At 64.1% G+C, this 24,338-nt stretch carries 17 protein-coding genes; 8 read left to right on the top strand and 9 right to left on the bottom strand.

The window, feature by feature from the left end:
* Window positions 1-251 precede the first annotated feature (251 nt).
* The 5 genes from CQ13_RS12765 to CQ13_RS12785 all read left to right on the top strand — a co-directional run bounded on the left by CQ13_RS12765 (window position 252) and on the right by CQ13_RS12785 (window position 7,774).
* Window positions 252-722, top strand: coding sequence for a (2Fe-2S)-binding protein (locus CQ13_RS12765; protein WP_057843521.1), 471 nt, complete (start codon window positions 252-254; stop codon window positions 720-722).
* Window positions 719-4,273 (top strand): molybdopterin cofactor-binding domain-containing protein, encoded by a 3,555-nt coding sequence (locus CQ13_RS12770; RefSeq protein ID WP_057843230.1) that lies wholly within the window; start codon window positions 719-721, stop codon window positions 4,271-4,273. The genes CQ13_RS12765 and CQ13_RS12770 overlap by 4 nt, the downstream gene beginning before the upstream one ends.
* 69 nt (window positions 4,274-4,342) lie before the next feature.
* Window positions 4,343-5,647 carry a nicotinate phosphoribosyltransferase gene (gene pncB, locus CQ13_RS12775; protein ID WP_057843231.1) on the top strand — a complete coding sequence of 435 codons (1,305 nt, stop codon included), beginning with the start codon at window positions 4,343-4,345 and terminating at the stop codon, window positions 5,645-5,647.
* Window positions 5,648-5,692: 45 nt separating this feature from the next.
* Window positions 5,693-6,988, top strand: coding sequence for an O-acetylhomoserine aminocarboxypropyltransferase (locus tag CQ13_RS12780; RefSeq protein ID WP_057843232.1), 1,296 nt, complete (start codon window positions 5,693-5,695; stop codon window positions 6,986-6,988).
* A gap of 3 nt (window positions 6,989-6,991) precedes the next feature.
* Complete coding sequence (locus CQ13_RS12785; protein ID WP_057843233.1) at window positions 6,992-7,774, top strand: alpha/beta fold hydrolase; 783 nt, start codon at window positions 6,992-6,994, stop codon at window positions 7,772-7,774.
* A 37-nt stretch (window positions 7,775-7,811) separates the two neighbouring features.
* Here the strand turns inward: CQ13_RS12785 and CQ13_RS12790 are convergent, their stop codons facing one another.
* The 3 genes from CQ13_RS12790 to CQ13_RS12800 all read right to left on the bottom strand — a co-directional run bounded on the left by CQ13_RS12790 (window position 7,812) and on the right by CQ13_RS12800 (window position 10,976).
* Window positions 7,812-8,837 (bottom strand): S1C family serine protease, encoded by a 1,026-nt coding sequence (locus CQ13_RS12790; protein ID WP_057843234.1) that lies wholly within the window; start codon window positions 8,835-8,837, stop codon window positions 7,812-7,814.
* A gap of 83 nt (window positions 8,838-8,920) precedes the next feature.
* On the bottom strand, window positions 8,921-9,370 hold the full coding sequence (locus CQ13_RS12795; RefSeq protein ID WP_057843235.1) for a gluconate 2-dehydrogenase subunit 3 family protein: 450 nt from the start codon (window positions 9,368-9,370) through the stop codon (window positions 8,921-8,923).
* Window positions 9,371-9,377: 7 nt separating this feature from the next.
* Window positions 9,378-10,976, bottom strand: coding sequence for a GMC family oxidoreductase (locus CQ13_RS12800; protein ID WP_057843236.1), 1,599 nt, complete (start codon window positions 10,974-10,976; stop codon window positions 9,378-9,380).
* A 224-nt stretch (window positions 10,977-11,200) separates the two neighbouring features.
* On the opposite strand from CQ13_RS12800, the gene CQ13_RS12805 reads away from it, so the two are divergent.
* Window positions 11,201-12,775 carry a flavin-containing monooxygenase gene (locus tag CQ13_RS12805; RefSeq protein ID WP_430649685.1) on the top strand — a complete coding sequence of 525 codons (1,575 nt, stop codon included), beginning with the start codon at window positions 11,201-11,203 and terminating at the stop codon, window positions 12,773-12,775.
* 779 nt (window positions 12,776-13,554) lie between these two features.
* Here CQ13_RS12805 and CQ13_RS12810 read toward each other — a convergent pair.
* The 5 genes from CQ13_RS12810 to CQ13_RS12830 all read right to left on the bottom strand — a co-directional run bounded on the left by CQ13_RS12810 (window position 13,555) and on the right by CQ13_RS12830 (window position 21,343).
* The gene (locus tag CQ13_RS12810) at window positions 13,555-16,875 is read right to left on the bottom strand and encodes a carboxyl transferase domain-containing protein (protein WP_057843523.1); all 3,321 of its coding nucleotides are present in this window, start codon (window positions 16,873-16,875) and stop codon (window positions 13,555-13,557) included.
* A gap of 203 nt (window positions 16,876-17,078) precedes the next feature.
* Window positions 17,079-18,521 (bottom strand): amidohydrolase family protein, encoded by a 1,443-nt coding sequence (locus CQ13_RS12815; RefSeq protein ID WP_057843237.1) that lies wholly within the window; start codon window positions 18,519-18,521, stop codon window positions 17,079-17,081.
* Between the two features lie 110 nt (window positions 18,522-18,631).
* Complete coding sequence (locus CQ13_RS12820; protein WP_057843524.1) at window positions 18,632-19,657, bottom strand: ABC transporter substrate-binding protein; 1,026 nt, start codon at window positions 19,655-19,657, stop codon at window positions 18,632-18,634.
* Window positions 19,658-19,701: 44 nt separating this feature from the next.
* A complete protein-coding gene (locus tag CQ13_RS12825; protein ID WP_057843238.1) occupies window positions 19,702-20,478 on the bottom strand; it encodes an ABC transporter permease in 777 nt (258 codons plus the stop codon).
* Between the two features lies 1 nt (window position 20,479).
* On the bottom strand, window positions 20,480-21,343 hold the full coding sequence (locus CQ13_RS12830) for an ABC transporter ATP-binding protein (protein ID WP_057843525.1): 864 nt from the start codon (window positions 21,341-21,343) through the stop codon (window positions 20,480-20,482).
* A gap of 192 nt (window positions 21,344-21,535) precedes the next feature.
* Here CQ13_RS12830 and CQ13_RS12835 point away from each other — a divergent pair, with 192 nt between their 5' ends.
* Window positions 21,536-22,294 carry a GntR family transcriptional regulator gene (locus CQ13_RS12835; protein WP_057843239.1) on the top strand — a complete coding sequence of 253 codons (759 nt, stop codon included), beginning with the start codon at window positions 21,536-21,538 and terminating at the stop codon, window positions 22,292-22,294.
* Window positions 22,295-22,438: 144 nt separating this feature from the next.
* Here the strand turns inward: CQ13_RS12835 and CQ13_RS12840 are convergent, their stop codons facing one another.
* Window positions 22,439-22,858, bottom strand: coding sequence for a nuclear transport factor 2-like protein (locus CQ13_RS12840; protein ID WP_057843240.1), 420 nt, complete (start codon window positions 22,856-22,858; stop codon window positions 22,439-22,441).
* A 151-nt stretch (window positions 22,859-23,009) separates the two neighbouring features.
* Here CQ13_RS12840 and CQ13_RS12845 point away from each other — a divergent pair, with 151 nt between their 5' ends.
* Window positions 23,010-24,245, top strand: coding sequence for an amidohydrolase family protein (locus CQ13_RS12845; RefSeq protein ID WP_057843241.1), 1,236 nt, complete (start codon window positions 23,010-23,012; stop codon window positions 24,243-24,245).
* Window positions 24,246-24,338 lie beyond the last annotated feature (93 nt).

Raw genomic sequence — 24,338 nt, forward strand, 5'->3', positions numbered from 1 at the left:
TATTCGCGGTTCCGACCATTTGTTCGTATACGAATGATGTTGCGCGCGGACTGGAACACTGTCAAGCCGCTCCCGCTGCGAAATGCGCCGCTTGCCGCATAATACCTCAATTGCCTCGCCGCTCTGTTCATAAAGCGAGCAGCGCGCTGCAGCGCGGGATCGCGCGGCTTGCACGTTTGTACACAAACGGTATCTTTCGCGAAGCATCCAGTGCGGATTTTGCAACGCAACGAGGACTTCGGGAGAGCATGATGCGCCTGACTGTCAACGGCAAAGCTCACGACGTTGACGCCGCGCTCGACACTGCATTGCTTTACGTGCTCCGCAATGACCTCGAACTGAACGGACCGAAATACGGCTGCGGGCTCGGCGAATGCGGCGCCTGCGCCGTGCTGATCGACGGCGTCGCCGCGCGTTCCTGCGTGATCCCGATCGAGGGCTGCATCGGGCGCGACATCGTGACGCTCGAAGGCCTCGGCACGCGCGAGCATCCCGATCCCGTGCAGCAAGCGTTTATCAGCGAACAGGCGGCGCAATGCGGCTATTGCCTCAACGGCATGATCATCACCACCAAGGCGCTGTTGCTGCGCTCCGCTCACCCGTCGGAAGACGAGGTACTGGAAGCACTGCGCCATCATCTGTGCCGCTGCGGCGCGCATGTCGAAATCATGCGCGCGGCGATGCGCGCCGCAGGCCGTCTCGTTGAGGCGCAGAAGCGATGACCCACCCTGACACGGCTGCGAATCGCGAGCGGTTGCAAGGCACGCTGTCCGTCGTGCGCCCGGCATCGCCGGTCGAGGCCGTCAAGTTCGAGACCTTCATCAAGATCACGGCAGATGGTTCGGTCACCGCCTATAATGGCCACGTAGATCTCGGCACCGGCATCCGCACCGCGCTCGGGCAGATCGTTGCCGAAGAGCTCGACGTATCCTTTGCCCGTGTTGTGGTCGTGCTCGGCGACACAGCCCTCGTTCCCAATCAGGGCGCGACGATTGCGAGCGAAACAATTCAGATTACGGCCGTACCGCTGCGCAAGGCCGCGGCACAGGCGCGGCAGTTTCTGGTCGCGCGCGCCGCCGAGCGGCTGGAGCTTTCGGCCGAGGATCTCCTCGTTGAAGACGGCCTCGTCCGCGGCAAGGACAATCGCAGCGTCAGCTATGGCGAATTGATTGCGGGCGAGACTATTCGCCTTGAACTCGCCGACGACGTTCCAGTTAAGTCCGTCGACGCCTATAACATCGTTGGCCAATCGGTGCCGCGCGTCGATCTTCCGGCGAAGGCGACCGGTGAATTGGTCTATGTGCACGACATGCGCGTGGCCGGCATGCTGCATGGCCGCGTCGTTCGCCCGCCCTATGCCGGCGTCGATGTCGGCGACTTCATCGGCAACAGCCTGATCGCGGTCGACGAGTCCTCGGTGCGCGACATCCCCGGACTTGTCGCTGTCGTTCGCATCGGCGACTTCGTCGGCGTCGTCGCCGAGCGCGAGGAGAATGCGATCAAGGCGGCGGCGCAGCTCAAGGTGAGCTGGAAGCCGGTGCCGACGCTGCCCGACCTCAAGGACATTGAAACGGCGTTACGGGCCAATCCATCGACGCCACGAACGCTGATCGACAAGGGTGATGTCGATGCGGCGATTGCCGGCGCCGCCAAGCCGATGCCGCGAACCTACATCTGGCCCTACCAGATGCACGCCTCGATCGGCCCGTCCTGCGCGGTTGCGGATTATCAGGAGGATGTGACGCGGGTTTGGTCCGGAACGCAGAACCCGCATCATCTGCGCACCGATCTGGCGCGGCTGATCCACCGGCGCGAAGCCGAGATCGAGGTGATCCGGCTGGAGGCCGCCGGCTGCTACGGACGTAACTGTGCCGATGATGTTTCCGCCGACGCGGTGCTGCTGTCGCGCGCCGTCGGCCGGCCCGTCCGCGTGCAATTGACGCGCGAGCAGGAGCACGCCTGGGAACCGAAGGGCACCGCGCAGTTGATGGATGTCAACGGCGGATTGAACGCCGATGGCAGCGTTGCCGGCTATGATTTTGCGACGCGCTATCCATCGAACGGCGCTCCGACGCTGGCCCTGCTGCTGACCGGCGCCGTCCCACATACGCCGGCGGTATTCGAGATGGGCGATCGCACCGCGATCCCGCCCTACGACTACGAGAATCTGCGCGTGGTAGTGAATGACATGCCGCCGATCGTGCGCGCCTCCTGGCTGCGCGGCGTCTCGGCGCTGCCGAACACCTTTGCGCATGAATCCTGGATCGACGAATGCGCCAGCGAGGCTGGTGTCGATCCGATCGAGTACCGGCTGCGCTATTTGAAGGATCCGCGCGCCGTCAATCTCGTCAATGCGGTGGCCGAACGCGCCGGCTGGAAACCACGGAAGGTGCGCGAGGAGAAGCAGGCCGAAGGCAATATCGTGCGTGGGCGCGGCTTTGCCTATGCGCTCTATGTGCACAGCAAATTTCCCGGCTACGGCGCAGCGTGGTCGGCGTGGATCGCCGACGTCGCGGTGAACAAGGCAACCGGCGATGTCAGCGTGACGCGAGTCGTGGCAGGCCAGGACTCCGGCCTGATGATCAATCCGGACGGCGTGCGCCACCAGATACACGGCAACGTCATCCAGTCGACCAGCCGCGCGCTGATGGAGGAAGTGTCGTTCGATCGCACCTCCGTCACGGCGCGCGAATGGGGCGCCTACCCCATCATCAAATTTCCCGAGGTGCCTGAGATCGACGTGCTGATGCTGCCGCGACAGGATCAGCCGCCGCTCGGTGTCGGCGAGTCCGCCTCCGTCCCCAGCGCGGCGGCTATCGCCAATGCGATCTATGATGCGACCGGCGTGCGGTTTCGCGAATTGCCGTTCACCCCGGAGCGCATCCTGCGGGGGCTGCGTGGCGAGGAACCGGCGGCAGCGGAGGCGTTGCCCGCGCCGGCATCCGCACCACAGCCTGATCTCAATCGATGGCCCAATCCGTTCGCGGGACGGCGCGGCGTACTCGCGACTGCCGCAGCGCTGTGCGCGGCTATGGTCGGCATCGGCAGCGCCGTGTTGCCTTGGCGAGCGATCGCGCCGATCGCGCGGCCCGATGCCTCGGTCTATTCGGCCGCGACCATCGCCCGCGGCCAGCAACTTGCCGCGCTCGGCGATTGCGCGGTGTGCCACACCGCTGCGAATGGCGTGCTCAACGCCGGCGGCCGTCCGCTGCCGACGCCGTTCGGCACGATCTATTCGACCAACATCACACCCGATGTCGAAACCGGAATCGGCGCCTGGTCCTATCCCGCCTTCGAGCGCGCAATGCGCGAGGGCATCCATCGAGATGGGCGGCATCTCTATCCCGCGTTTCCCTATCCGCATTTCGCGAGAACCACTGACGCCGACATGCAGGCGCTCTATGCCTATCTGATGGCGCAGTCGCCGGTGCGAGCGGAGACGCCGGCCAACGCGCTGGCATTCCCGTTCAACCTGCGCTCGCTGATGGCCGGATGGAATGCGCTGTTCCACACACCCGCCGTGTTCCAGCCCGATCCCGCAAAATCCGAGATATGGAATCGCGGCGCTTATCTCGTCGAAGGCCTCGGCCATTGCGGCGCCTGCCATTCGCCGCGCAATGCGCTCGGCGCGGAGAAGGCGAACGCCTATCTCGCCGGCGGATTCGCCGAAGGTTGGGAAGCACCGGCGCTGACCTCGTTGTCGCAAGCGCCGATCCCGTGGAACGAGGACGAGCTGTACGCGTATTTGCGAACCGGCGAGTCGCGCCTTCACGGCGTCGCCGCGGGGCCAATGGCGCCGGTGGTGAGGGAGCTCGCGGCGTTGCCTGATGCCGACATCCGCGCCATGGCGGTCTATCTCGCCTCGTTTAACGAGACCGCGATCGATCGCCCGGCGCAGCGAGCGCTTGCCGTCAGGCTCGAAGCCTCGACCGGCACGCGAACGCTTGCGGCCTCCAGCGTCGGCGCGCGGCTCTATCAGGGCGCCTGCGCCGTCTGCCATGAGGTCGGCGGCGCACCGCTGTTCGGCAGTCGGCCATCGCTGGCGCTCAATAGCAATCTGCACAGCACCGTGCCCGACAATCTGATCCAGGTCATCCTGCATGGCATCGCAAAGCCGGCCGCGACCGACCTCGGCTACATGCCGGCCTTCAAGGACAGCCTGAGCGACGGCCAAATCGCTGAACTGGTCGCTTACCTGAGGCAACAATTTGCCCCCGATAAGCCGGTCTGGAAGGATATTCCTGCTGCGATTGGCCGTATCCGGCCGGAATAGCGCGCTGAGCTGCCATGCCGCCGGCAAAACCCACTGGTTGGGCGGCCCGCGGCACGATAAAGTTCCGCCATGGCAGTTACCGATATTGCATCCCGGACCTATAACCATGGCTGGCGGCTCGACCCGATCGTGCGCAGCCTGCTCGATACCGATTTTTACAAGCTTTTGATGCTGCAGATGATCCGGGAATTTTACCCGGAACAGCGCGTCACCTTTTCGGTCATCAACCGCACCCGGCATGTCCGCCTTGCCGAGATCGTCGATGAGGGCGAACTGCGCGCACAGCTCGACCACGCGCGCACCATCCGCTTCACCAAGAAGGAGCTGATCTGGCTCGCCGGTAACACGTTCTACGGCAAGACCCAGATGTTTTCGCCGGACTTCATCCACTGGCTCGCCAACTTCCGTCTGCCCGAATACGAGCTCAACAAGGTCGACGGCCAGTACGAGCTGCACTTCCACGGGCCATGGACCCACACCACGATGTGGGAAATCCCGGCGCTCGCGATCATGAACGAGCTGCGCTCGCGGCAGGCGACCAAGGGTCAGGGACGCTTCGTGCTCGACGTGCTCTATGCCCGCGCCAAGGCCAAGCTGTGGTCCAAGGTGGAGCGGCTGCGCAAGCTCGAGGGCCTCCGGCTGTCGGACTTCGGCACGCGCCGACGCCACGGCCATCTGTGGCAGCGCTGGTGCGTCGAGGCCGTCAAGGAGGGCCTCGGCCCCTCTTTCACCGGCACCTCCAACGTGCTGCTGGCGATGGACAACGATCTTGAAGCGATCGGCACCAATGCGCATGAATTGCCGATGGTCGCGGCCGCGCTCGCCGATTCCGACGAGGAGTTGCGCTGGGCACCCTATCGCATCCTCGATCAGTGGCGACACACCTACGGCGGCAATCTCTTGATCGCGCTGCCCGACGCCTTCGGCACCAAGACGTTCCTGCGCGATGCACCTGACTGGGTCGCCGACTGGACCGGCTTCCGCCCGGACAGCGCGCCGCCGATCACGGCCGGCGAGGACATCATCAAATGGTGGAAGCAGAAGGGCCGCGAGCCTAAGGAGAAGCTGCTGGTGTTCTCCGACGGCATGGATGTCGATTCGATCGAGGAGACTTATCGTCATTTCGCCGGACGCGTCCGCATCTCGTTCGGCTGGGGCACCAATCTCACCAACGATTTCGTCGGCTGCGCGCCGGACGGATCGGCCGATCTCGATCCGATCTCGCTGGTCTGCAAGGTGACATCCGTCGATGGGCGGCCGGCGGTCAAGCTGTCTGATAATCCCGAGAAGGCCACCGGCACGCCGTCCGAGATCGAACGTTATTTGCGCGTGTTCGGCAATGCCGGCCGCGTCCGCGCCGCCGTGCACGTCTGAGCCATCACATACTTTCCCGCCACCACTTGATCTGACGAGCCCCGCATGCCCGCACCCAAGCCGCCTGCCTTCGAAACCCTGAGCCTGCATGCCGGCCAGCGCCCTGATCCCGCAACCGGCGCCCGCGCCGTTCCGGTCTACCAGACCACCTCCTACGTGTTCCAGGACTCCGACCACGCCGCGGCGCTGTTCAACCTCGAGCGCGCCGGACACATCTACACCCGCATTTCCAATCCCACGACCGCCGTGCTCGAGGAGCGGCTCGCGGCACTGGAAGCCGGCGTCGGCGCGATCTGCACGGCGAGCGGCATGGCCGCGATGCATCTGGCGATCGCAACGATCCTCAACGCCGGCGACCACATCGTCGCCTCCGCCTCGCTCTATGGCGGCACCATCAATTTGCTGGCGCACACGCTGCCGCGCTTCGGCATCACGACGACGTTCGTCAAACCGCGCGCGCTCGATGAATTCCGCGCCGCGATCAAGCCAAACACGCGGCTGGTGATCGGCGAGACCATCGGCAATCCCGGGCTGGAGGTGCTGGATATTCCGGCGGTCGCGCAGATCGCGCATGACGCCAAGATTCCGCTCCTGATCGACAACACCTTTGCGACGCCGTTCCTCAGCCGCCCGATCGAGCTCGGCGCCGACATCGTGATGAACTCGGCGACCAAATGGATCGGCGGCCACGGCATCGCCATTGGCGGCGTCATCGTCGATGGCGGCCGGTTCGATTGGCACGCGTCGGGCAAATTCCCCCAGCTCACCGAACCCTATGCCGGCTATCACGGCATCGTCTTCGACGAGCAGTTCGGCCAGGCCGCCTTCATCATGCGCGCCCGCACCGAGGGCCTGCGCGACTTCGGCGCCTGCCTGTCGCCGACCAACGCGTTTCACCTGCTGCAGGGCGTCGAGACGCTCGGCGTGCGGATGGAGCGCCACATGAGCAACACGCTTGCGGTGCTCGAAGCGCTGAGCGCCAACAAGGCGGTCGAGTGGGTGCTGCATCCGGCGCTGGAAAATCATCCCGACCATCAGCTCGCGAAGCGGCTGTTGCCGCGCGGCGCCGGATCGATCGTCTCTTTCGGCATCAAGGGTGGCCGGGCGGCGGGCAAAAAATTCATCGAGTCGTTGCGGATGATCAGCCATCTCGCCAATGTCGGTGACGCCAAGACGCTGGTCATTCACCCCGCCAGCACCACGCATCAGCAGATGGATGCCGCCCAGTTGAAGGCCGCGGGGATCGGCGAGGAGCTGGTGCGGCTGTCGATCGGAATTGAGGCCGCTTCCGATATCATCGACGATCTCAGCCAGGCGCTTCGCGCATCGCAGAAGGTTTGACCCATGCAGCTTTCCGTCAACGGTGCTGATGTCTTCGTTGCGACCGGCGGCCGGCCGTTCGATCCGTCGCTGCCCGCGCTGGTGATGCTGCACGGCGCGGGGTTTGATCATTCGACCTGGGCGCTGCACAGCCGCTGGTTCGCCCATCACGGCTACGCCGTGCTGGCGCCCGACTTGCCCGGCCATGGCCGTTCGGGAGGCAGCCCGCTGCCAACCATCGCCGACATGGCCGACTGGACCGCCGCGTTGCTCGACGCTGCGGCTGCGCCGAAGGCGAAGCTGATCGGCCATTCGATGGGCTCGCTGATCGCGCTGGAGACGTCCGCGCGTCATCCCGACAAGGTGTCCGGCCTCAGCCTGATCGGCACCGCTGCTGCGATGACGGTCGGCCCCGATCTGCTCAAGGCCGCCGAGGTCAACAACCCCGATGCCATCGATATGGTCTCGATCTGGGGCCTCGGCTTCAAGGCCGAGCTCGGCGGCAGTCTCGCGCCGGGATTGTGGATGCATCAGGGCGCGCAGCGCGTGCTGCAGCAGACGCGGCCGGGCGTGCTCTACAGCGATCTCAATGCCTGCAACTCCTATCAGAACGCACTCGCGGCAGCCGCGCAGGTGAAGGTGCCCGTCACCTTCATTCTCGGTGAGCGCGACATGATGACGCCAGCCAAGGGCGGCAAGGCGCTGGCTGCGGCGACGCCGAACTCGCGTACGATCGTCGTGCCCGGCGCCGGCCACATGATCATGGCTGAAGCGCCCGACGAGTTGCTGGCGGCCTTGCGGCAGTAGGCCCGCCTGTCAAGCCTGCGCATGACGACTGAGGACACTACTGCCTTCCCGGCTGCCTGCGCTCCACCGGATGGATGTCGATCGCCCGCAACCTTCCCATCCGCAACACATGCATCGCGAGCGTCCGCCCGATGCGGTCGCGATCGAGGGCGCGGATCAGATCGTCGACGCCGTTGATCTCGACGCCGTCGAGCTTGATCACGACATCGCCCGGCAACAGTCCCGCCTTCGCGGCCGGGCTGTCCGGCTCGATCTGCGCCAGCAGCGCGCCCATCTTGTTGTCGACGCCGGCGACCACCGCATGCCGCCGCGGGATCGGCGCGGTCTGGCCTGCGACGCCGATATAGGCGCGGCGGACATAGCCGTGGCGGATGATCTCGGACAGCACGAACTGCGCCGTGTTGCTGGCGACCGCGAAGCAGATGCCCTGCGCGCCGTTGATGATTGCGGTGTTGATGCCGATCACCTCCGATGCCGACGACACCAGCGGCCCGCCGGAATTGCCGGGATTCAGCGCAGCATCGGTCTGGATCACGTCCTCGATGGTCCGGCCGCTCACCGAGCGGATCGAGCGGCCGAGCGCCGACACCACGCCGGCGGTCACCGTCGATTCGAAGCCGAGCGGATTGCCGATCGCGACCACGAGTTGGCCGCGACGCAGGCTCTTGGAGTTGCCGAGCGAGGCATAACGCAGATCGCGCGCGCCGTCGGCCCGCAGCAAGGCAAGGTCCGTGTCTGGATCGACGCCGAGCACGTGAGCGTCGGTGACGAATCCTTCAGTGTCGCGCAGCCTGATCTCCTTCGATGATCCGACCACATGGCTGTTGGTCAGCACGAGACCGTCGGGCGAGATGACAATACCGGACCCAAGTCCGCCGCGCTCACGCGCGCTGCGCACCTTCGGCCCGGTTTCGACGCGCACGACTGCGGGACCGACCCGCTCGGTCACATCGATCACGGCATTGGAATAGGCATCGAGCAAAACCCGGTCATTGTCCCGGGCAGGCTCGGCGGTTCGCGACGACAGTTCGTCATCGGCGATATCTGAGGTAAAATCCAACATGGCAAGATTCCTTCGGCCTCACCAGATGGTGGTCGGGAACCGCCTGCGCAAGGTGCCCGGGCATCCAGCGCAGGGCAGGCCTGCTAGGGCGCCCTTCTGAGCTTCGCCGGCCGCGCCTTGACGGGGTCGAGCAACGACCAGTCCCCCTCTTCCAGCACGTGGCCCTTCGGGAACGGCGCGCGAAGCTCCAGCCCGAGCGAGCGCAGCACGCGGTCATCGCGGTAGTAGCATTGCAGCACGACGCGAACGAGTGTCGCGGCGGGGCCGCCGCCGGTGGCGCGGAATTCTCTTGCGACCTCGTCGCGCCGCGCCGCGTCAAGCTCAGCCAACGGCTTGCCGGCCAGACGCGCCAGATGGTCGAGCGCGGCACGCACCATCGCAGTATCGCGGCCGAGCGTCGCCAGCATATCGGCCTGGATCGCAGGATCGTCGGCGCCGGGCACCTTGTACTCGTCGCTGGCGGGAATGATCATTGCAGCGACGGTGCGGAGATCGTCGCGTTGGGCTGCGGTCAGTTCATTGGCTGCGGACATCGCGGTCTCAATCAAAGAGGTTGGCAAGGCGTTGCTTCATCTGGTCGGCGACGTAGAGCGCGATCGCCTGGATGGTCGAGGTCGGGTTCACGCCGCCTGACGTGACGAACACGCTGCCGTCGACGATGAAGAGGTTTTTCACGTCGTGTGACCGGCCCCATTCGTTGACCACCGAGCGCGCAGGATCGGTGCCCATCCGCGCGGTACCGAGCAGATGCCAGCCGCCCCAGGGAATCGGGTTGTTGATGCAGATGTCGGTGGCGCCGGCGGTTTCGAGAATTTCCCGGCCGCGCGCCAATCCATGCTCCATCATCTTCCGGCTGTTCTCGCTGATCGTGTAGTCGATCTTCGGCGCGGGAATCCCGTGGCTGTCCTTCAGCACGGGATCGAGCGTGACGCGGTTGTGCTCCTCGGGCAGATCCTCGCAGATCGCAGATACCGCGAGCCGATGGCCGTTAAGCTTGCGGAACACGCGGTGATGGTCCGCGCCCCATGGCAAAATGCCCTTCTGTTCGCTCGCGACGGCTTCGAACACCGGCCCCGCGCCGCGGCCGAACTGGATGCCGTAGCCGCGCACGAAGCCGCGCGAGAGATCGGTGTCGTAAAACTCCTTGCTCCAGAGGCAAGTCGGCGGCGCGCGGTTAGAGTCGGTCGGCTCCTTCACAAAACCGTAGATTTGCGCATAGGGATGGAACATCAGGTTCTTGCCGACCAGGCCGGATGAATTGGCCAGGCCATTCGGGAAGCGGCCGGAGACCGAATTCAGCAACAGCCGCGGCGTGCCGACGCCGTTGCAGGCGATGATGACGACTTCGGCCGGCTGGAACTGCTCGACGCCATCCTTGTCGTAATAGACGACGCCCGAGGCCATGCCATGTTCATTGGTCAGGATCTCGCGGACGCGGCAATGAGTCTTGAGCTCGACGCCGGAGCGGATCGCCTGAGGCCAATAGGTGATGTCGGTCGAGGCTTTGGCGCCTTGCGCGCAGGCCGGCGTGCAATGGCCGAGATTGATACAGCGCGCCCGGCCCTCGTAATCCATCGTCGCGACCGTGGTGTCCGACGGCCACCAATGCCAGCCGAGCTTGTTCATGGCCTTGCCGATCAGCGGGCCGGAAAGTCCGAGCGGCTGCGGCGGCATCGGCGGGTGCGTCAGCGGCGACAACGGATCGCCCGACAAACCCGAGACCCCCATCATGCGGTCGTTCTCTTCGAAGAACGGCACCAGCGTGTCGTAGTCGATCGGCCAGTCATCAGCAACGCCGTCGAGCGTTTTCGCCTTGAAATCGGAGGGATGCAGCCGCGGCCAATGCGCGGTGTACATCACAGTCGAGCCGCCGACACCGTTGAAGTTCACGACCTTGATCGGCGAGTTGTCGTCGTTGATCGGATAGTCCTCGGGCCTGCCGCGGATGTTCGGACTGGTCGACCAGTCGCCGTAAAACTTCGCCTCCCAGTCGCGCCCCGTGCTCGGATATTCCGAGGGCTTCATCCAGCCGCCCTGGTCGAGGCAGAGGATATGCATCTTGGTTTCAGCCAGGCTCCACGCCACCGCCGCGCCGGACGCGCCGGCGCCGATGATGAGGACGTCAACGGGATCGTTCATTGCGGTCGCTTCGCTCCCTGAATTAGCGTCGCCTTGAAGGCGATCTGGGCTCCACGATAGGGGCAGATGCGGCCGGCAGTAAAGCCGAGCAAGGCCGACTTGGCGGGACAAACGCGCAACCCTGCCACGCCTTGATACAGGTTTGTCCGCGGGCGCGAGACCGGATAGCTTTTGAGCAAACCATAAGCGCGGGAGCGACGCCGATTCCGGACTACGACGCCATCATCATCGGCGCGGGCATGTCGGGGCTGTACCAGCTCTACCGGCTGCGCGAGCAGGGTTTTCGCGTGCGGGTGTTCGAGGCCGGTACCGATGTCGGCGGCACCTGGTACTGGAACCGCTATCCCGGCGCGCGCTTCGATTCCGAAAGCTATTCCTATGGCTACTCGTTCTCGAAGGAGTTGCTTGAGGAATGGGAATGGTCGGAGCATTTTGCGGGCCAGCCGGAGACGTTGCGCTATCTCAATTACGTCGCCGACAAGTTCGACCTGCGCCAGGATATCCAGTTCAGGAGCCGGGTGACGGCGGCTGCTTACGAGGAAGATACGCGGAGCTGGACCATTACGCTGGAGGACGGCAGCCGGTTCGACGCGCGCTTCCTGATCACCGCGATCGGGCCGTTGTCGACGCCTACCCTGCCGCGGATCGAGGGCCGCGAGGATTTCAAAGGCGCCTCCTTTCATACCGCACGGTGGCCGAAGGAGCCGGTGGATTTTGCCGGCAAGCGCGTCGCCGTGATCGGCACCGGCGCGACCGGCGTGCAGACCATTCAAACCATTGCCGGCTCGGTTGGCCATCTCACCGTATTCCAGCGCACGCCGAACTGGTGCGCGCCGCTGCACAACGGCAAAATCGACGCCGAAACCCAGAGGAAGATCAAGACCGGCTATCCCGAGATCTTCGCCCGTTGCCAGGAAACCTTCGCCTGCTTCCTGCACACGCCGGATCCGCGCGGCGCGTTCGAGGTGTCGGACGAGGAGCGCGAGGCGTTTTATGAAAAGCTCTATGGCGAGCGCGGCTTCGGCATCTGGCAGGGAAACTTTCGCGACATACTGATCGACCGCAGGGCGAACGCCACGATCTCCGATTTCGTCGCGCGCAAGATCCGGCAGCGCGTGAAGAATTCGGCGGTCGCGGAAAAACTGATTCCGAAAAATCACGGCTTTGGCACCCGCCGGCTGCCGCTCGAAACGTTCTATTACGAAGTCTACAACCAGGACAATGTCGAACTGGTCGACATCAACGAGACGCCGATCGAGCGGATCACGCCTGAGGGCATCAGGACAAGCGAACGGGATTACGAGTTCGACATCATCATCTACGCGACCGGTTTCGATGCCATCACCGGCAGTTTCGACAAAATCGATTTTCGTGGCGTTGGCGGCGCGCGGTTGAAAGACAAGTGGCGACAAGGCCCGGAGACCTATCTCGGCATCATGGTGCATGAATTTCCGAACATGCTGATGCTGATGGGGCCGCACACCGCGCTCGGCAACATCCCGCGCAGCATCGAATACAGCGTCGACTGGGTCACCGGGCTGCTCCTGTTCGCGATGAAAGAGGGGTTGACGCGGCTGGAAGCGACGCCGGAGGGCGTGAAAGCCTGGACCGATCACGTCAAGGCGCTCGGCGAGGGATTGCTGTCCAACGAGGTCAATTCCTGGATGACCGGCATCAATTCCAATGTCGAAGGCAAACAGAGGCGGATCGTCGCCCGCTACAGCGGCAGCGCGCCGGCTTATCGCGCACGATGCGATGCGGTAGCGGCGAAGGGATACGATGAGTTGAGGCTGGGGTAGCACCCTCCCCTGGAGGGGCGCGCACGTCTGTTCCAAATTTTCTAACAATCAGATATGACTTCGCGATCTCGCGGCGCATTGCGTCCGAGGTTTGCTCTCAACTTCCCGCCCTCTTGTTTAGAGGGCGCAGGGAAGACCGGATGCGCGCCGCACCCGCGGTCTCGTGTGCAAAGTGCGCAAAAGAAAACGCACACGAGCATACAGGTATAGCGGGAGCATCCCGGCCTTCCCTGCGCAATGGCTTTACGGCTTACTTCGTGCTCTCCCCGGAGAACGGCTCTTTTGCCTCCGTCGCCCCCGAGAAGCTTCGCTTCCAAAGGACTTAACGCCAGCACCGCGACGCCAGGACCACACGACTTCGCCGTACGCTTCCTGCGCCCACGTCTTGCGCGTTCAGCGTCCATCGCATCTCACCGCACGTTCGTGACGATCGCGAAGCGCCCCTCATCCGCCGTGAGACGGGCGGAGTTATGCGACTGATTTGGGTGAGGACGAAAGCGGAATATTTTTGATTCCGGGGCTTGACGCGATTTCTGAAAATCAGAAGTGATTTGCCCGGTCGGGCAGTCACATACGAGATCACAGTCGGGCACTCACATACGAGATCACATATGTCAGCTTCGGCTACATGCCGTCGTCCCGGCCAGGCGACGCGCGGGCCGGGACCCATACACCGCGGTCGCCATTGTGGAGCACGCAGGTCGGCGTCCTTCTTCAACAACACAACCCTGTGGTTATGGGTCCCTGCCTTCGCAAGCCTTCGCAGGGACGACGGTGTACTACCACGCATCGATACACGGCCGCTTGCGACCGCTGCGCAATTCCGGCTTTGGCACCGAACGCAGGCCGGACATGATCCAGTGCCGCGTGTCGGCGGGGTCGATCACTTCGTCGATCTCGAGCACCGAGGCGATCGAGACCGCCTTGCCGTTGGCGTAGAGCTCGGCGACCTTGGCCTTGTAATAGTCCTCGCGCTCGACCGGGTTTTCGATTGCTTCCATCTCCTTGCGGAAACCGAGCCGGACATAGCCTTCCAGCCCCATGCCACCGAACTCGCCGGTCGGCCAGGCCACGGTGAAGAACGAGGCGTGGAAGCCACCGCCGACCATCGACTGCGCGCCCAGCCCATAACCCTTGCGCAGGACGATGCCGAACAGCGGCACGGTGAGGCTGGCGCCGGTCACGAACATGCGCGAAACATGGCGCACAATCGCGGTTTTCTCCGCTTCGGGTCCGACCATGAAGCCCGGCGTATCGCAGAGCGATATAAGCGGAATGTCGAAGGCATCGCAGAGCTGCATGAAGCGCGCGGCCTTGTCGCCGGCCGGCGCGTCGATCGCGCCGCCGAGATGCTTTGGGTTGTTGGCAATCAGGCCGAACGGTTTTCCCTCGATACGGATAAAGGCGGTGATCATGCCGACGCCGAAATCCCGGCGGATCTCCAGCACCGAGCCTTCGTCGGCCAAGAGATCGATGACGAGGCGGATGTCGTAGACCCGCAGCCGGTTCTCCGGAATGGACCGCCGCAGCAGGCGCTGGTCCGGCGCTTTCCAGTCGGCGACCGCGCCCTGGAAGTAGGACAGATATTTCTGCGCCGCGGATGTCGCCTCCGCTTCATCCTCGACCAGAATGTCGATGACGCCGTTCGGCGACTGGAACGACACCGGACCTACTTCAGCAGGGTGATAAACGCCGAGCCCGCCGCCCTCGATCATCGCCGGTCCACCCATGCCGATCGAGGCATTCTTCGTCGCGATGATGACGTCGCAACAACCGAGCATCGCCGCGTTGCCGGCAAAGCAATAGCCGGAGACGACGCCGATCACCGGCACCAGCCCCGAGAGCTTTGCGAACTGCACGAAGGACGGCCCGTCGAGGCCGGTCATGCCGAGCCTGTCGGTATCGCCGGGGCGGCCGCCGCCACCTTCGGCATAGAACACCAGCGGCAGCCGCCATTGTTCGGCCAGGCCGAGCATGCGGTCGATCTTCTTGTGGTTCATATGGCCTTGCGTGCCGGCGAGCACGGTGTAATCGTAGGCGATCACCATGCAGCGGGCGGCGTCGGCGCCGAATTTTTTCGCGTTCACAGTGGCGACGCCGGAGATCAGGCCGTCGGCCGGCGTGTTGCGGATCAGGTCGTCGACCGTTCGGCGCCTTCGCTGGGCAGCGATGGCGAGCGAACCATATTCGACGAAGGAGCCTTCATCGACGAGGTGCGCGATATTCTCCCGCGCCGTGCGCTGATTGGTCTTGCGCCGCCGTTCAACCGAGGCCGGGCGGTTTTCATCCAGCGTGATGGCGTGGCGTTCGATCAACTCGGCCAAATCGGGGCGGATGTGGTCGAGATCGATATCGTCCTCCTCGGTGACATCATGGGCGTCGATCTCGGCCGGCTCCAGATAGAGGATCGGCTCGTCTTGCATCAGCATCACGCCGGAGCCTGCTGCGATCTGCGTCACCCGGCCGCCCTGCGGCGCCGTGACCAGATGCTCCATCTTCATGGATTCGAGCACGGCGATCTGCTGGCCGGGGCGAACGAGGTCACCCTCCTCGACGTCTATCGCGACGATCGTGCCTTGCAGCGGCGCCAGCACCGCGACCGAACCTGCCGGGCCGGTTGCCGATGCCGCGACCGCGATCGCGAGCGTCTCGTCATCTGCGGCGCTGCCGGAATCGACCAGTTCCGTCTCCGCCGTCGTGTTGGTTTCGCCAACCAGATCGGCGACATGCTTGTCAATAAAACCGGTGCTGAGACGGTTCTCGACGAAATCCGGATGCGCCAAAATCGCCGCGAGGAAGGGAACGTTGGTGGCGACACCGCCGATGCGAAATTCACGCAGCGTCCGCGAGGCCTTGTGCACCACGTCGGTCCAGTTGCCGCCTGGCGAATGCACGATGACCTTTGCAAGCAGCGAGTCGAAGGCGGCGCTGGTCCGGTAGCCCGAATAGCCGAACGTATCGACGCGCACGCCGGGGCCGGACGGCAGGTCGAACACGGCCAGCGTGCCGCCGGTCGGCCTGGTGGCGCCGGTCTCGTCCATCACCTCCATGTTGACCCGGAGCTGGATCGCAAAGCCGCGCGGCCTCGGGATATAGCCCTGCGCTAGCCCAAGCGAGCCCAGCGTCGCACCGGCCGCGACCGCAAGCTGCGACTGCACGAGATCGAGGCCGAGCACCTCCTCGGTAACGGTATGCTCCACCTGCAGCCGCGGATTGGCCTCGATAAAGGCGAACGCCTTGTCGCTGGTCCTGGCGTCGTTATCGACGAGGAATTCGAAAGTGCCGAGATTGTCGTAGTTCGCGGCGGCCGCAAGTTCCTTGGCGGCGTCGATGATGCGCGTGCGCAAGGCGTCGTTCAGCGACGGGCTTGGTGCGACCTCGATGAGCTTCTGGTTGCGGCGCTGGATCGTGCATTCACGCTCCCACAGATGGCTGATCGCGCCGTGGTGGTCGCAGATGACCTGCACCTCGATGTGGCGGGCATTGCGAATCAGGCGCTCGACATAGACGCCATCGCTGCCGAAGGCCGCCATCGCCTCTGATTGGCAGCGCGTATAGGCCTCCTCCAGCCTGCCCGCGTCGTCGACGATGCGCATGCCGCGGCCGCCGCCGCCGGCGATGGCCTTGATCATGATGGCGCCGCCTGCGCCGAGCGATTCCAGGAAGGCCTTGGCCTCACCGAGGCTGGTCGGCCCGCTGGTGCCATCGATAACGGGCACGCCACATTTTTTTGCCAGCGCCTTGGCCTGCGCCTTGTCGCCGAACAGATCGAGCGCTTCCGGCGACGGGCCGACGAAGACGATGCTTTCCTCGATGCAGCGGCGAGCGAACGCGGCATTCTCGCTGAGGAAGCCATAGCCGGGATGCACGGCGTCGCAGCCGGTCGCCTTGGCGGCTGCGATCACTGCCTCGATATCGAGATAGGCCCGCGCGCCGCGCCCGAGGATTTCAAAGGCAGCGTCGGCGGCGCGGACATGCCGCGATTGCGCGTCGTCGGCGGAGTAGATTGCGACCGTCGCAAGGCCAGCGTCGCCAGCGGCGCGCGCGATGCGGATGGCGATCTCGCCGCGGTTGGCAATCAGCAATTTATGGAAGGACATGAACAGTTCCGTCTGGACATCAGAGCGAAATGATGCGGCGATCACTCACCTGCCCCGCGTGCTTCCCATACCCCAATCAACAGCGCGAGGCGGCTACCGGCAGTTTCTTGTTTACCCGACATGAACCGTTGCCGAGATTCTGCGCAAGTGGAATTTCGTTCCACATGACGGAATTCACACGGCAAACTCAGGCGCTTAGCGATCTACCGGCAATCGAGCTGGGCTTCGAACCAGCCCTGCAGCGACGCTGCGAGCGGCGGCCAGGCCCGCTGAAATGGTGCGAGTTGTCTTGCATTGGCGCGATAGATTCCGCGCAGCTCCCGCTCGATCGCGGGGAGATCGACACCGGTGCAACGGCCTTCGCTGACGATGAGCCGTCCGTCCACTACGACGTCGCGCAAGAAAGACGCATTGCCGCGGGCGAACAGGAGATCGATGGGATCGACCGGCATGATGCGGTCGCGGTCGAGCCGATCGAGATCAATGGACACGAAATCGGCCGGCGCGCCTGATATGAGGGCGCCCGTTCCGGGCGCGCCGGTCGCCTTGCGGCCATTGGCGATCGCGAGCGCGAGGAATTCGGAAGCTGTCCAGGTTCGCTCAAAGCCGAGGCCGCCGTGCATCATCTGGACCAGCCGCATCTCGCGCAGCACGTCGTCGTCTTCGTCGAGCGCGAGACCATCGACGCCGACCGCGATGGCGCAGCCACATCGATGCGCCGCGGCGATCGGCGCGAGGCCCGAGCGCAGGTGCAAATTGGAGGAGAAGTTGGTGACGATACGCGCGCCGGACGCGGCGATCATTTCGATCTCGTCGGGGCGGGCGTGGATGCAATGCGCCAGCGTCAGCCTCTCCGACAGGAAGCCGATGTCGCGGAGATAACGGACGACGCCATCCGGAAAATGCTGGTCAGCCCAGCCGCGCTGATAGATTGTCTCCAGGAGATGCATGTGGATGCGTCGCCCGGTGTGGGCCGAGTTCTCAGCCACCGCCTCGAGCAACGCTTTTGAGCACCACTGCACGCCCGCGGGGCCGAGCTGCACATCGACCTTGGGACCTGCGATGGCCGAGGCGATGGCATCCGTGAGTTCGATATAGGCCTTTGGCGACATCGGCGCACGGACGAACAATTCTTCAATTGTCTTGCGGTCGTCGCTTGAGAGCTGCGACAGCACGAGTTCGCTATCGCCATAGACCACCGGATTCTGGTCGCGCACCGCGAGCGCAAACGCGATGCGGATGCCGACGTCGGACGCCGCGCGCGCAATCGCCTTTGCCTCCTCGACCAGCGGCATGGTGCCGCTTGGCCGGGTGTAGTGCACCATCATCGCCGCACAGCCCGCCCGCGCCGAACGGGCCAATGCCGAGGCCGCTGTCAGATAGGGATCGACCGGCGTGCCGAGCGCGGAGCGCAGTATCCAGCTTTCCAAGGGCATGCCGAGCGCGCCGAACGAGGACGCGGTCGGCCGCGCGTGATCATGGGCGTTGACGAAGGCGGGAAGAATGAGTGAGCGCGGGCCGGGTGTGGACGGCGTCGCAAGCGATATGGACGTGATGAGGCCATTGTCGTGTTGAAGCACGACGTTGTCGAGCAGGCCGGAGCCGGGGCCGGAGAATAGGCTGTGTGCCGGAACATCCATCGTCATAATCGCATTCCGTCATTGCGAGCGAAGCGAAGCAATCCATATCTCCGCGTGCGGCGCCATGGATTGCTTCGTCGCTTCGCTCCTCGCAATGACGGCCTGAAGCACCCGACTCAATTCGCCGTATACACCAGCTCCCGCTCGGCGCGCGGCGGCAGGAATTCGCGGGAGAAAATCTCCGAGGGCGCCGGCGCGCGGGCGAGCTGGTAGCCTTCGACGATGATGCCAATGGCGCGGGCCATGCGGTCGTCCTTGACATCGCCGACGCCGATCTCCTTCATCTCGGGCGAGACGATCAGCTTGTCGAAGGAAAACTGCAGGCGGCGCTTCTCGACTTCGGCATTGATCAGATTGTCATAGTTCAGCGCGGCCTTCATGCCCGCATTCTGATCCTTGGCGATCGCGATCACGGCCTTGTTGACGGCGCGGACGAGGCCGGCGACGGCCTTGGGATTGGACGCCAGCAGCTTGCGCGACACCATCATGCCGTTGGAATAGAGATCGAGGCCATAATCGCCAAACGAAAACCACTTGTAGTCCTTGTCGGGATCCTGGCGGTTCAGCACCAGGTTGAAGTAGCTCGTGATGTTGAACACGAGAGCCGCGTCGATATCGCCCTTGATCAGCATCGGCTCCTGCAGGTTCGGCGCCATGTTGGAGATCTTGATCTTCTCGCCCTCGAGCTTGTTCTTGTTGGCAAACACCGGCAACAAGCGGGTCGTCGGCGTGCCCTGCGCGCCGCCGAGCGTGCGGCCCTCAAAGTCCTTGATGGTGTTGATGCCGCTGGTCTTCTTGGTGACGATGGCGAACGGCGGCTGGTTCCAGATCATGTAGACCATTACAGGCGCGTCCTGCGGCTTGGTGGAGGCGTTCTGGATGATCGCGTTGACGTCGCCGAAGCCGGCGTCGTAGGCGCCCGACATGATGCGCGTCACGGTGGCGCCGGAGCCCTCACCCTGGTCGATCACGACGTTGAGGCCTTCCTCTTTGAAGAAGCCGTTGTCCTTGGCATAGAAGAACGCGGCATCCGAGCCTTGCGTCTTCCAACCCAGCGTAAACTTGATCGTGGTTTCCTGGGCGCTGGCGGCACCGGCGAACAAGGCAACTCCCAACAGCGCGGCGCTTACTCTGGCTAACATCGTATTCTCCTCGATAAGGGTTGGATGGCGGTTGGCGAAAACCTTCACGTGGCGACCATGTCGTTCTTGCGGGTGGCCCAGCCGGTGACGCGCCCCTCGATTACCGAGAAGATCACGTAGAGCGCGACGCCGAGGCCGGCGAGCACGAACAGGCCGGCGAACACCAGCGGCACGTTGAAATTCGAGGACGCGGTCATCATCACGTTGCCGATGCCGCGGTTCGAGGCGACGGTCTCCGACAGTACCGCGCCGACGAAGGCGTAGGAGATCGCGACCTTCAGCGAGGCAAAGAAGAACGGCATGGTGCGAGGCAAGCCGACGTTCCAGAGGATATCGAACTTGCTGGCGCCGAGCGCTTTCAGCACGTCTTCGAGTTCGGGTTCGGTCGTCGCCAGCCCCGTCGCGATGTTGACCACGATCGGGAAGAAGCAGATCGAGAGCGCTGTCAGCACTGCCGGCACCGAGCCGGAGCCGAACCACAGCACGAAGATCGGCACGACGGCGACTTTCGGAATCGAGGAAAATCCAACCAGCAGCGGATAGGCCGTGTCATACGCAGTTTTCGAGACGCCGATCACCGCGCCCAATACGACGCCGAGCCCGACGCCGAGAACAAACCCGATCATCGTCGTCGCCAGCGTCTGCAGGATGTGCGGCCACAGGATGGGGAATTTCTCGACCAGCGTGACGAATACTTGCGAGGGACGCGGCAGCACCAGGTCGGACATGCCTGATATCAGGCAGAACAATTCCCAGGCGACGAAGAACAGCACGATCAGTGCCGCCGACCGGGCTTTTTGGCGATAATCGAACTCGGGCATGTCAGGCTACCCCTTGCGCGGAAGCCGTTCTGGCATCGACGATAAACGCGCGCAATTTCTGGTTCAGCGCCACGAAATCCGGCTCGAAGGTCATGGCCACGGTGCGTGGGCGGGCGAAATCGACCCGGCTGTCGTCGAGGATGCGGCCGGGCCGCGCGCTCATTACGCAGATGCGGCTGCCGAGAAAGGCAGCCTCGCGCAGATCATGCGTCACCAAGAGCACGGTCGGCTTGTGCGCGATCCAGAGGTCCTGCAGGATCGACCACAGCTCTTCGCGCGTGAACTGGTCGAGCGCGCCGAAGGGCTCGTCGAGCAGCAGCATGCGCGGCTCGTGGATCAGCGCGCGGCACAGATTGGCGCGCTGAAGCATGCCGCCGGAGAGTTGCCAGGGGTAGCGGTTGCCGAACCCCTTGAGGCCAACCTGCTCCAAAAGCGCATTGGCCTTGTCGCGGAATTCGGTTTTGCGCAGCCTTCGGAATTGCGAGCGAAACGGCTCGACGATCTTGAGCGGCAGCATGATGTTCCGCTCAATCGACATCCACGGCAGCATGGTCGGATTCTGGAACGCCATGCCGACGCGTAAAGCGCGGGCGGCGACTTCCCGGCCACCGACGATGACGACGCCCGTCGTCGGCAGCACCAGGCCGCTCACCAGCCGCAGGATGGTCGACTTGCCGCAGCCGGACGGCCCGACCAGCGCGACAAACTCGCCATCGGCGATCCGCAAGCTTGTCGTGGAGAGGGCCGGCACCGCGCGGGGGCCGCGGCCGAAGGTGACGGAAGCCTCCGACAGTTCGATCGCGATCGGAGCTGCGGAGCCCGGAACCGGCGCGCCCTGAAATTCGGAATGTGGTTGCATGCGCATCATGGCTAGAAGTGCATGCAAGCCGGATGCCAGCCAAACTTGCCTTTGGAATCAACGGGCCGGCGGTTTGCCGCCCGATCCGGCGGATTCCTTTTGTGCAGTTCGACACTCAAAGTGCATGCAATTGAGGCGCACGATCAGTCGGCAATTGTGATAAGAGGACCCATTCGAAGCACCCGTCAGGATTCGCCGATGGCGCCCCGCCCCGCCAGCAAGACTGCTGTCCCATCCGACAAGGTCGGCGTGATCTGCCGCGCGCTGCGCCGCGCCATTATCGAGCAGGCGCTGGCGCCCGGCGCGAAATTGCCGGAGGATTCGCTCGGCGAGCGGTTCGGCGTCAGCCGCACCATTGCGCGGCATGCGCTGGGCCAATTGGCCGCGGAAGGTCTTGTCGAGCTGCGCCGCAACCGGATCGCCGTGGTGGCGACGCCGAGCTGGCAGGAAGCGCGCGATGCCTTTGATATCCGGATCGAACTCGAGCGCCTGGTGGTGCGGCAACTCGCCGGCAAGCTGACCAAGAGCCAGATTGCCGAGCTCAACACCCATGTCGATGCCGAGGACCGCGCGCGCGACGGCTCGGATGCGGTGTCTATCCGCCTCGCGACGGAATTCCACATCCTGCTCGCCAACATGACGAACAGCCCGATCCTGGTGCGTTACGTCAGCGAGGTCGCCTATCGCTGCTGCCTGACGCTATCGCTCTACAGCCGTCCGCATTCGTCCGAATGCGCGATCAACGAGCATCGCGCAATCATCGCCGCGCTAGTCAAGGGCGACGAGTCCAAGGTGATGAGCCTGATGCACAGCCATCTGGATTCGGTGGCCAGCCGCGCGCTGGTGGCCCCCGCCCCGCCGCGCGGCCGCGATTTGCTGGATATTCTGGCGCCTTATGCGGAGGAAGGTGAAAGTGAGCGCGTGGTGAAGCTGCCGAAGGTGGTCAGGGCGAGGTAGTTCCCACGCCGTCATTGCGAGCCACCCGGTCGGCGCGAAGCGCCGCCGGATGACAGGCTCCGCGAAGCAATCCATCTCTCCACGTGTGCGGTGAGATGGATTGCTTCGTCGCTTCGCTCCTCGCAATGACGAAGGCTGCACCGGTCACGCCTCAATCCCCATCTGCACCAAAATCCGCTCGGCGCTGTCGTTCCAGACATCCATCTTCACGATCAGCCCACCCCTGACCACAAAGCGATCGACATAGCGATTGCCTTTGAACGGCGTGCCGTCGAGCCATTCGCCATAGAGCGTGCCGATGCTGTAGACGACGGTCTCCTCGGCGCCCGGGCAGACGTCGAAGCGGTCCATCTTCTTCTTGACCCAGCGATAACGCCGCGCGTTGAAGCCGGTCGGCCCGCGGGGATGGTCGAACTCGCGGCCGCCGGTGAAGGTGATGATCGTGCCCGGCTTCATGTAGGCCGCGGCCGCATCGGGATCCGGGATCATCGATGCCGTGAGATAGGCTTTGACCACCTCGGCGTCGGACATTCCCTTCGCTTCGGCTTTCGCGGCGACAGACATGGCGGCTTCTCCTGATGCCAGGGATACTACAGTCCGACCCGCAAACTGCATGCACATATTTTGAACAGTTAAGCTTCCAATTGCACACAATCTGGAGCTGCCCGGCGCCCCCGCTTCCGATAGGTTGAGACCTCCTCCAGCCCGACGCCTGATGAACACCAAAACCGCCTTTGACCTGATCTTCCGCAACGCCAGGACGCGAACCTTGGCGACGCCTGTCGATATCGGCACCGCAGGTGGGCGTATCGTGGCCATCGAACCCCGGCTTGCCTGCGAAGCAGCCGAAATCGAGGTCGGCGGCAAGCTTGCCCTGCCCGGCTTCGTCGACACCCACATCCATCTCGACAAGGCCTGCCTGCTCGGCCGCTGCGTGCACAACCACGGCAGCGTCAGCGAAGCCATCGCCGCGGTCGCCGCGATGAAGCGCGATTTCACGGTGGAAGACGTCTACACCCGCGGCGCGCGCGTGATCGAGCGCGCCATCGTGCATGGCACGACGCGGATGCGTACCCATGTCGAAATCGATCCGCGGATCGGCTTGCGCGGTTTTGAGGCGGTGAAGGCGCTCAAGCGCGATTATGCCTGGGCGCTCGATCTTTCGATCTGCGTGTTTCCGCAGGAGGGCCTGACCAACGATCCCGGCGCCGAGGAACTGCTCATTGCGGCCCTGCGCGACGGCGGCGAAGTGATCGGCGGCTGCCCCTATATGGACACCGATCCGAACGCGCATCTCGAAAGGATTTTCGATCTCGCGCGGCAATTCGATGTCGATATCGACCTGCACCTCGACTTCGATCTCGATCCGTCCTGGTGGCATCTCGACGAGGTCTGCCGGCAGACCGAGCGGCGTAACTATCAGGGTCGCGTCGCGATCGGTCACGCCACCAAATTATCGGCGCTGCCGCCGGACCGGCTGAAGGCGGCAACGGCGCGGCTGGCGAAATCCGGCGTCGCCGTCACCGTGCTGCCCGCGACCGATCTCTATCTGATGGGCCGCGACGCCACGCATAACGCGCCGCGCGGGCTGACGGTGGCGCACAAGTTGGTTGAAGATGGCGTTCTCTGTTCGGTGGCGACCAACAATGTGCTCAATCCCTTCACGCCGTTCGGCGACGCCTCGCTGCTGCGGATGGCGAATTTCTACGCCAATGTCGCGCATGCCGGGATCAGCGATTTCGACGCCTGCCTCGATCTCGTGACCGAGCTTCCGGCACGGCTGATGAACCTGCGCGACTACGGCGTCGCTGTGGGCAATCCGGCGGACCTGATCATTCTCGATACCGACAGCGGGATAAACGCGATTGCGGAATTGCCTGATGTGCTGATGGGATTCAAGAACGGGCGGCAGGTGTTCGACCGGCGGAGGCCGACGCTATTTGCTCCGTAGGTTTGCCGGACCTTCGGCCGCGTCTCCGCACGATGCTTCGCATCGCCGGGCAACCATGCAGGCCCTGCTCTAGCCTATGCGCTTCCTCGCAAT

The organism is Bradyrhizobium retamae (genome assembly GCF_001440415.1).
Lineage (GTDB): Bacteria > Pseudomonadota > Alphaproteobacteria > Rhizobiales > Xanthobacteraceae > Bradyrhizobium > Bradyrhizobium retamae.

Bases quoted from the DNA above. Each gene is read 5' to 3' on its own strand.
- CQ13_RS12765 (WP_057843521.1), top strand. From the start codon at position 252: ATGCGCCTGACTGTCAACGGCAAAGCTCACGACGTTGACGCCGCGCTC.
- CQ13_RS12770 (WP_057843230.1), top strand. From the start codon at position 719: ATGACCCACCCTGACACGGCTGCGAATCGCGAGCGGTTGCAAGGCACG.
- pncB (WP_057843231.1), top strand. From the start codon at position 4,343: ATGGCAGTTACCGATATTGCATCCCGGACCTATAACCATGGCTGGCGG.
- CQ13_RS12780 (WP_057843232.1), top strand. From the start codon at position 5,693: ATGCCCGCACCCAAGCCGCCTGCCTTCGAAACCCTGAGCCTGCATGCC.
- CQ13_RS12785 (WP_057843233.1), top strand. From the start codon at position 6,992: ATGCAGCTTTCCGTCAACGGTGCTGATGTCTTCGTTGCGACCGGCGGC.
- CQ13_RS12790 (WP_057843234.1), bottom strand. From the start codon at position 8,837: ATGTTGGATTTTACCTCAGATATCGCCGATGACGAACTGTCGTCGCGA.
- CQ13_RS12795 (WP_057843235.1), bottom strand. From the start codon at position 9,370: ATGTCCGCAGCCAATGAACTGACCGCAGCCCAACGCGACGATCTCCGC.
- CQ13_RS12800 (WP_057843236.1), bottom strand. From the start codon at position 10,976: ATGAACGATCCCGTTGACGTCCTCATCATCGGCGCCGGCGCGTCCGGC.
- CQ13_RS12810 (WP_057843523.1), bottom strand. From the start codon at position 16,875: ATGTCCTTCCATAAATTGCTGATTGCCAACCGCGGCGAGATCGCCATC.
- CQ13_RS12815 (WP_057843237.1), bottom strand. From the start codon at position 18,521: ATGACGATGGATGTTCCGGCACACAGCCTATTCTCCGGCCCCGGCTCC.
- CQ13_RS12820 (WP_057843524.1), bottom strand. From the start codon at position 19,657: ATGTTAGCCAGAGTAAGCGCCGCGCTGTTGGGAGTTGCCTTGTTCGCC.
- CQ13_RS12825 (WP_057843238.1), bottom strand. From the start codon at position 20,478: ATGCCCGAGTTCGATTATCGCCAAAAAGCCCGGTCGGCGGCACTGATC.
- CQ13_RS12830 (WP_057843525.1), bottom strand. From the start codon at position 21,343: ATGCGCATGCAACCACATTCCGAATTTCAGGGCGCGCCGGTTCCGGGC.
- CQ13_RS12835 (WP_057843239.1), top strand. From the start codon at position 21,536: ATGGCGCCCCGCCCCGCCAGCAAGACTGCTGTCCCATCCGACAAGGTC.
- CQ13_RS12840 (WP_057843240.1), bottom strand. From the start codon at position 22,858: ATGTCTGTCGCCGCGAAAGCCGAAGCGAAGGGAATGTCCGACGCCGAG.
- CQ13_RS12845 (WP_057843241.1), top strand. From the start codon at position 23,010: ATGAACACCAAAACCGCCTTTGACCTGATCTTCCGCAACGCCAGGACG.